Source organism: Aquabacterium sp. UBA2148 (assembly GCF_002328915.1).
Taxonomy (GTDB): Bacteria; Pseudomonadota; Gammaproteobacteria; order Burkholderiales; family Burkholderiaceae_C; genus Aquabacterium; species Aquabacterium parvum.
In genome coordinates this window covers 1,259-9,581 of sequence record NZ_DCXA01000025.1, presented here as the reverse complement: position 1 = coordinate 9,581, position 8,323 = coordinate 1,259, and the positions used below count along the sequence as shown (strand labels likewise).

Annotated in this window: 6 protein-coding genes; all 6 read left to right on the top strand. The window is 67.2% G+C overall.

What is annotated here, in order from left to right:
* Window positions 1–66: 66 nt before the first annotated feature.
* The gene (gene lspA, locus B2W70_RS01560; RefSeq protein ID WP_137839744.1) at window positions 67–573 is read left to right on the top strand and encodes a signal peptidase II; all 507 of its coding nucleotides are present in this window, start codon (window positions 67–69) and stop codon (window positions 571–573) included.
* 133 nt (window positions 574–706) lie between these two features.
* Window positions 707–1,897: an efflux RND transporter periplasmic adaptor subunit gene (locus tag B2W70_RS01555; RefSeq protein ID WP_286742200.1), complete on the top strand. Its 1,191-nt coding sequence runs from the start codon at window positions 707–709 to the stop codon at window positions 1,895–1,897.
* Between the two features lie 25 nt (window positions 1,898–1,922).
* Entirely contained in the window at window positions 1,923–5,051 is a 3,129-nt protein-coding gene (locus B2W70_RS01550) for an efflux RND transporter permease subunit (protein ID WP_286742199.1), read from the top strand.
* 110 nt (window positions 5,052–5,161) lie between these two features.
* The gene (locus B2W70_RS01545; RefSeq protein ID WP_286742198.1) at window positions 5,162–6,298 is read left to right on the top strand and encodes an aminotransferase class V-fold PLP-dependent enzyme; all 1,137 of its coding nucleotides are present in this window, start codon (window positions 5,162–5,164) and stop codon (window positions 6,296–6,298) included.
* A 214-nt stretch (window positions 6,299–6,512) separates the two neighbouring features.
* Window positions 6,513–7,349, top strand: coding sequence for a DUF2189 domain-containing protein (locus B2W70_RS01540; RefSeq protein WP_286742197.1), 837 nt, complete (start codon window positions 6,513–6,515; stop codon window positions 7,347–7,349).
* A 116-nt stretch (window positions 7,350–7,465) separates the two neighbouring features.
* Window positions 7,466–8,323 (top strand): DUF4394 domain-containing protein (locus tag B2W70_RS01535; protein ID WP_286742196.1); only part of this gene is annotated, 858 nt, incomplete at its 3' end.

Here is an 8,323-nt window from a genome sequence, read left to right as displayed (position 1 = left end):
GACGATCTGCGGCCGTTGCGACAGCAACCTGCACGGCGCCGGCGAACACCGCGAGCACGCCTGACCATGGCCAAGACCTCCAGCAATTCGCTGTGGCCCTGGCTGGGCATCGCCGCGATCATCATCCTGGCCGACCAGTTCACCAAGGTGCTGGTCATCGGGGCGTTCGACCTCGGCCACAGCCAGCCGGTCACGTCCTTTTTCAACCTCGTGCGGGTGCACAACACGGGTGCGGCGTTCTCGTTCCTGGCGCACGCGGGGGGCTGGCAGCGCTGGTTCTTCGTCGGCCTGGGCGCGGTGGCCACGGGCTTCATCGTCTACATGCTGCGCCAGCACGGTGGACAAAAGCTGTTCGCCTGGGCGCTGACGCTGATCCTGGGTGGCGCGATCGGCAACGTGATCGACCGGCTCATCCATGGCTACGTCGTCGACTTCCTGGACTTCCACTGGGACTTCCTGTCGCCGATGTTCCCTGGCGGCCATTTCCCGGCCTTCAACATCGCGGACTGCGGCATCACCATCGGGGCGATGTTGCTGATCCTGGACGAATTGCGGCGCGTGCGCCGGGGCTGACCACCAAGGGGCTTGCGGCGATGGCACGCAAGCTCCCTTTGCGCATGCCTTTACGCGATCTTTGCATGGCCATGCGTCGAGCAATCGCTTCACGGGCCTTTACGATCAGGCGCCACTCGAAGTCTGATCAACCATGCTTGTCCTGACCCCTCGACGCTGGATCGCTGGCGGCGTCCTCCTTGCCTGCGGCGCGGCCGCTTTCGTGCTTTGGCCCCATGGCGCATCGGTGGCCCAGAACCAGAAGGCCGATGCCGGCAAGGCAGCGCCCCCGGTGCCCGTGCGCGTGGCCCAGGCCGTGGTGCAGGACCTGCCCCTGGCCATCAGCGCCGTCGGGCAGGTGCAGGCGGTGCGTCAGGCGGTGGTGCGGGCGCGCATCGAAGGGCTGCTGACCGAGGTGAACTTTGTCGAAGGGCAACCCGTCAGGCAAGGCCAGGTGCTGGCCCGCCTCGATGACCGCAGCCTGCAAGCCCAGGTGGACCAGGCCGAAGCCGAGCTCAAGCGCCTGCAGGCCCAACTGCAACTGGCCGAGCTCGACCTCAAGCGCTACCAGGGCCTGGCCGAGCAATCGGCCGTGTCCACGCAGCAGCGCGACCAGCAGCAGGCCCAGGTCGACCAACTGCGCGCCCAGGTGCAATCGCAGCAGGCCAGCCTCAGCCAGGTGCGCACCCAGCTGTCCTACACCGCCATCACGGCGCCATTCAGCGGTCGGGCAGGCCTGCGGCTGGTGGACGTTGGCAACATCGTTCGCCCCTCTGATGCACAGGGCATCGTGACCCTGGCGCAGACCGAGCCGCTGAACGTGGTTTTCAGCGTGCCCCAGGCTCGCCTGGCCGATGTACGCAATGCGCTGGCGCAACCCAAAGGCGCGGTGATCAGCGTGTCCGAGCGAGAAGGCGGCGCGAGCCTGGCGCAAGGCCGCCTGCGCTCGGCCGACAACGCGGTGGACGCGGGCTCCGGCACGCTCAAGCTCAAGGCCGAGCTGGCTCCTGCGGGCGACCGCCTGTGGCCTGGTCAGTTCGTGACCGTGAGCCTCAACACTGGTGCCTTGTCAGGTGCCCTGACGGTGCCCGCCAAGGCAGTTCAGCGTGGCCTCAAGGGCTCTTTCGTTTGGCGCGTGGAGCAAGGCGAGGCGCAGATGGTGAGCGTGCAGCCGGCCTGGCAGTCCGATGTGGTGGTGGTCGTCAAACCCGCGGCCGACGGCCTGAAAGCGGGCGACCAGGTGGTGGTGGACGGGCAGTCGCGCCTCAAACCCAAGGTCCGCGTCAAGCTGGTGGCTGAGCGCGGGACGGCGGCCGCCGAAGCCACCTCTGCTGGCAAGCCATGAGTCGGGTTCAGCATCGGAATCCACCATGAGCCAGGACGTTTCTTCTTCCTCCGCCGCGAACGCCGCACAGTCCGTGGGCCGCGGCCTGTCGGCCTGGTGCATCTCGCACCCAGTGGCCACCACGCTGCTGACCCTGGCGCTTGTGCTGCTGGGCCTGTTCGCCTTCCCGCGCCTGCCGGTGGCCCCGCTGCCCGAAGCCGAGTTCCCCACCATCCAGATCAGCGCACGCCTGCCCGGCGCCAGCCCCGAGACCATGGCCTCGGCCGTGGCCACGCCACTGGAGGTGGGCTTGAGCGGCATCCCTGGCGTCACCGAGATGTCGTCGACCAGCTCGCTCGGCAGCACTTCGGTCACCCTGCAGTTCACGCTCAGCAAAGACATCAACGAAGCTGCGCAGGAGGTGCAGTCGGCCCTCAATGCGACCGCCGGCAAACTGCCCGACGACATGCCTTCGCCGCCCACCTGGCGCAAGGTCAACCCGGCCGACGGCCCGGTGCTCATCCTCAAGATGCAGTCCGAGGTGCTCAACCTGACCGAGCTCAGCGACCTGGCCGAGACCGTGCTGGCGCGCCGCCTGAGTCAAATTGACGGTGTCTCCGAGGTCGCCATCTCGGGGCAACGCAAACCTGCCATCCGCATCCAGGCCTCGCCCGCAGCCCTGGCGCCGCACGGCCTGAGCCTGGCCGACATCCGCGCGGCGGTGCAAAAGGCCAGCGTCAACCAGCCCAAAGGCGTGCTGCTGGGCCCCGACCGCACCAGCACCCTGGCCACGAATGACCAGCTCTTCGATGCCTCTGACTACGAGCAGCTCACCATCGTCGACCGAAGCGGCGTGCCGGTGCGCATCGGTGACGTGGCCAAGGTCATCGACGGCGCCGAGAACGACTTCGTCGGTGCATGGCAGAACGGCCAGCCGGGCCTGGGCATCATCATCCGCCGCCAGCCGGGGGCCAACATCGTCGCCACGGCCGACCGCATCCAGGCGGCGCTGCCGGAGCTGGCCGCGCGCCTGCCCGCCAGCGTCATGGTCGAGGTGCTCAACGACCGCACGCGCACCATCCGCTCCTCGCTGCACGAGGTCGAGCTCACGCTGGCGCTGACTTTCGTGCTCGTCGTGGTGGTGATGGGCGCCTTCTTGCGCCAGGTCTCGGCCACCGTCATCGTCACGGCGGTGCTGGGCGTGTCCATGATCGCGACGGTCGCGGCCATGGACGTGCTCGGCTTCAGCCTCAACAACCTGACTTTGGTGGCACTGATCATCGCCATGGGTTTCGTGGTGGACGACGCCATCGTGGTGGTCGAGAACATCCATCGCCACCTCGAAGATGGCCTGCCCATGCGCGAGGCCGCGCTCAAGGGCTCCAGCGAGATCGGTTTCACCGTGCTGTCCATCAGCGTCTCGCTGGTGGCGGCCTTCATCCCGCTGCTGTTCATGGGCGGAGTGGTGGGGCGCCTGTTCAGCGAGTTCGCGGTCACCGTCACGGCGGCCATCGCGGTCTCGGTGATCACCTCACTCACGCTGGCACCCATGCTCGCCTCGCGCTGGATGTCGCGCGCGCCGGCCCATCACGAGGGCGGCTGGGTGCAGCGCCTGATCGACGCCTACGGCCGCAGCGTTGGCTGGGCGCTCGACCACAGCCGGCTGATGCTGGGCCTGTTCTTCAGCACCATGGGTCTGGCCGTGGCGGCCTACACCTTCATTCCCAAAGGCTTCTTTCCTCTGCAGGACACGGCCTTCGTGCTGGGCACCACCCTGGCGGCACAGGACGAGTCCTACGAGGCCATGGTCGAGAAGCACGCGGCGCTCGCCCGCATCCTTGACGAAGACCCGGCGGTGCTGGGCTACAACCAGACGGTGGGTGGCTCCAGCGGCAGCGTCTCCGGCGGCCGCTTCTTCATCGTCCTGAAAGACCGCTCCAAGCGCGACGTATCGGCCCAGGGCTTCATCGACCGTGTGCGCGCCAAGACCTCGCAAGTGCCCGGCATCACCCTGTTCATGCGCGCCGCGCAAGACATCAACCTGGGCACCGGCTCGCCGCGCACCCAGTACCAGTACGCCTTGCTGGGTGATGACAGCGCCAGCCTGGGCCAATGGGCCGAAAAGTTGACCGAACGCCTCGCGCGTCAGCCCCAGTTCCGCGACGTGTCCAACGACCTGCAACTCGGCGCTGGCATCACCCGCCTGACCATCGACCGCGCCGCCGCGGCCCGCCATGGCCTGAGCGTCGACGACATCAACCAGGTGCTCTACAGCGCCTACGGCCAGCGCCAGATCGCCGAGACGCAAACCGAGCAGAACCAGTACCAGGTCATCCTCGAAATCGACCCCGCCTTGCGCGGTCAGACCGACAGCCTGAACTGGTTGCATCTGCGTTCGGCCAAGACCGGTCAGATGGTGCCCTTGGCCGAGGTTGCACGCCTGGAGTCGCCCGAAACCGGTGCCGTCAGCATCTCGCGACTGGCCATGTCGCCTGCTGTGAACCTGTCGTTCAACCTCGCGCCGGGCGTGGCCCTCGGTGATGCCGTCAAGCTGATCGACGACGTGCGCCAGGAACTGCAGGTGCCCGACAGCATCAACGGCCGCTTCCAGGGTGCGGCGCAAGCGTTCCAGGACTCGCTGGCCACCCAACCCTTCCTGATCCTGGCGGCGCTGCTGGCGGTCTACATCATCCTGGGTGTGCTCTACGAGAGCTTTGTGCACCCGCTGACCATCCTCTCGACGCTGCCCTCGGCCGGCATCGGCGCGGTGGCAGCCCTGTGGCTCAGCGGACAGGACTTCTCCATCATGGCGCTCATCGGCGTGGTGCTGCTGATCGGCATCGTCAAGAAGAACGGGATCATGATGGTCGACTTCGCCCTGCAAGCCCAGCGCGAACAAGGCCTGAGCCCGCGCGAGGCCATCCAGCAGGCCTGCGTGGTGCGCTTTCGCCCGATCATGATGACAACGTTGGCGGCGCTGCTGGCCGCGATCCCGCTGATGCTGGGCTTCGGCACGGGGGCGGAACTGAGGCAGCCATTGGGCTACGCCGTGGTGGGTGGCCTGCTGCTCAGCCAGGTGCTCACGCTCTACACGACGCCGGTGGTCTACCTCGCGCTCGACCGCCTGTTCCACAAGCAGGCGAGGGTTGCGCCGCCGCAAGACGTGCCCGCGTGAACAGGCACATCCAACAGGCACTTTCAGAAGGGACAAGGGATAGCCTGACGCGTGCCTGTCAGGCTGCTGTGCTACGCTGATTTCAATCATTTGACTGCACACGCCATCCCATGTCCGGCCTGCTTCCCAACATCGATCCCGACGGTCTGCTCGAGTTCTCGGTCGTCTACACCGACCGCGCGCTCAACCACATGTCCAAGCGCTTCCAGGGCGTCATGACCGACATCTCGGCCATGCTCAAGCGCGTCTACAACGCCCCCTCGGCGGTCCTGGTGCCCGGCAGCGGCACCTTCGGCATGGAGTCGGTGGCGCGCCAGTTCGCGCAGGGCAAGCACGTGCTGGTCATCCGCAACGGCTGGTTCAGCTACCGCTGGACGCAGATCTTCGAGATGGGCTCGATCCCGGCCAGCCACACCGTGCTCAAGGCCCGCCGGATCGGCGAAGGCTCGCAAGCCGCGTGGGCCCCCGCGCCGATCGACGAGGTCGTCGCCACCATCCACCGTGAAAAGCCCGCGCTGGTCTTCGCACCGCACGTCGAAACTGCGGCCGGCATGATCCTGCCCGATGGCTACCTCCAGGCCATCTCTGACGCCGTGCACGAAGTCGGCGGCCTGTTCGTGCTCGACTGCATCGCCTCCGGCGCCATGTGGGTCGACATGAAAGCCACCGGGGTCGACATCCTGATCAGCGCACCGCAAAAAGGCTGGAGCAGCTCGCCGTGCTGCGCCATGGTCATGCTCAGCGAGCGCGCGCGCGCGGCGATCGACGCCACGCAAAGCACCACCTTCGCCATGGACCTCAAGAAGTGGCTGCAGATCATGGAGACCTACGAAGGTGGCGGCCACGCCTACCACTCCACGCTGCCCACCGACGCCTTGCTGCGCCTGCGCGACGCCATGGCTGAAACCGAGGCCTACGGTTACGAAAAGGTGCGCCAGGAGCAAATCGCCCTGGGCAGCCAGGTGCGCGAATTGATGGTGCGCCACGGCTACCCCAGCGTCGCAGCCGAAGGTTTCCAGGCACCTGGCGTGGTGGTCAGCTACACCACCGACCCCGACATCCAGAACAGCAAGAAGTTCCTGGCCCTGGGCCTGCAGACCGCTGCCGGCGTGCCGCTGCAATGCGACGAGCCGGCCGACTTCCGCACCTTCCGCGTCGGCCTGTTCGGGCTCGAGAAATGGCACAACGTCGGCCGCTCGGTGACGCACCTGTCGAATGCGCTGGAGGCCATCGCCGCCACCCGTTGAACCCGACCGCTGGCTTTCACCGATGACGTGAGCGTCAAGCAGCCTTAACTTGGGGGCTCCTCATCTCGATGGAGGGGTCTTCATGGGCACGGTCAGCCGCTTGTCGCAGCACCACGTGGTTTCTCGTCGCCGAACGACGCGCCGCAAGGCCGTCCTCAGGCGTCACCTCGCATGGCCAACAGCCGATGGCCTGTCGTCTTCCGATGATGGGACGGTGGCGACGTCGGTGACGGCCGTGCAGCCCAACGCCGACGGCCTGGCGCCGCTGGGTTTTGACACCCGCCCCGAGCCCAGCGCCCTCGACCTGCCGCTCAACACCTTGCCTTGGTCCGCGCCATTTGCCTGGCTGAAAGCGGGCTGGCGCGACTTCACCCGTGCGCCGGCCATCGGCCTGTTTTACGGGCTTTGCTTCGTGCTCATGGGTTGGGCCCTGGTGGGAACCTTCCAGCGCGCCCCCGAATACACCCTGGCGCTGTCGGCCGGTTTCCTGCTGCTGGGCCCGTTCCTGTGCCTGGGCCTGTACCACGCCAGCCGTGAGCTGGAGCAGGGGCGTCAGCCAAGCCTGCTGCGCTCGCTGACCGCCTGGCGCATCAGCAGCGCGCAACTGGCCATCTTCGCGGCCGTGTTGCTGGTGCTGGAGATGCTGTGGGGCCGCGCCGCCATGATCGTCTTCGCCATCAGCTTCGAGGGGGTGCCTGACTTCAATGGGCCGCTCTCGAGCTTCCTCACCGAAGAGTTCATCACCTTCGGGGTCGTTTACACGGCCGTGGGCGCCATCTTCGCCGGGCTGATTTTCGCCATCAGCGTGGTCAGCATGCCCATGATCCTCGACCGCTCGGTTGACGCGGTCTCGGCGGGCTTGCTGAGCATGCGCCTGGTGGCCACCCAGCCGGGCGTGATGTGGCTGTGGGCGGCGCTCATCGGGCTGCTCAGCCTGGTGGCGATGCTGCCAGGCTTTGCGGGCTTGCTGCTGGTGGCGCCAGTGCTGGGCCACGCCTCGTGGCACGCCTACCGCGCGGCCCTGGCCCAGGGGCCAAACAGCCCACCCTGAACAGGGGGGTGAATCCGCTTGAGCGGGTGCATCTGTCCCTGGACCCCGGCCCGTAGTGGGGGTGCGCGCATCGGAAAGGTCTGCTGCGCGAACCACAAACTACCCGGAGTCCAGCCATGTTCAAGCCTTCCATCCTGGCCCTGGCGGCCATCTTCTCTGTGTCCGTTGCGCAAGCCGAAGCCCTCTACGGCCTGACCACCGACAACCGCCTGATCACCTTCGACACCGCCGCACCGAGCATGGGCTCGGCCGTCGGCCTGAGCGGCCTGGCCGCCTCCGAGAAGCTGCTCGGGCTCGACACGCGCCCCACCAACGGTCAGCTCTACACCCTGAGCAACCTGGGCAACGTCTACACCCTCGACGCCAGCACCGGCGCCGCCACGTTCGTGACCGCACTCAAGGCGCCCATCAACGGCAGCCTCCTGGGTTTTGACTTCAACCCCAACGCCGACGTCAGCGGCGCGGCCTCCCTGCGTGTCCTCACCGCCGCAGGCGACAACTACGCCGTCAACGTCAACCCAGGCGCCAACCTGGGCGCCGTCGCCAAGCAAACCAACGTCAGCTCGGCCAGCGGCTCGCTCAAGCTCACCGGTGCGGCTTACAGCAACAACGACACCAACCCCGCCACGCCGACGGTGCTGTTCGCCATCGACACCGTCAGCAGCAGCCTGTTCTCCACCTCGGCACCAGCTGGTGGCGTCTACACCCGCGTGGGCAGCCTGGGCGCCAGCTCCCTGAACGTCTTCGGCTTCGACATCTCCGGCTCGGGCGTGGCTTACGCCGGGCTGACCGGTGACGACAGCTACTCCAGCCTGTACACCATCAACCTGCAGACTGGCGCGGCCAGCCTGATCGGCGCCTTCGGCATCCAGGGCAACACCGCGCTGCCCACCATCGTCGGCCTGGCTGTGGCGCCTGCCGTGCCCGAGCCCTCGACCGTCGGGCTGATGCTGGCGGGTTTGGGTGCCGTCGGC

Coding starts and splice junctions, on each gene's coding strand:
- lspA (WP_137839744.1), top strand. CDS start 67: ATGGCCAAGACCTCCAGCAATTCGCTGTGGCCCTGGCTGGGCATCGCC.
- B2W70_RS01555 (WP_286742200.1), top strand. CDS start 707: ATGCTTGTCCTGACCCCTCGACGCTGGATCGCTGGCGGCGTCCTCCTT.
- B2W70_RS01550 (WP_286742199.1), top strand. CDS start 1,923: ATGAGCCAGGACGTTTCTTCTTCCTCCGCCGCGAACGCCGCACAGTCC.
- B2W70_RS01545 (WP_286742198.1), top strand. CDS start 5,162: ATGTCCGGCCTGCTTCCCAACATCGATCCCGACGGTCTGCTCGAGTTC.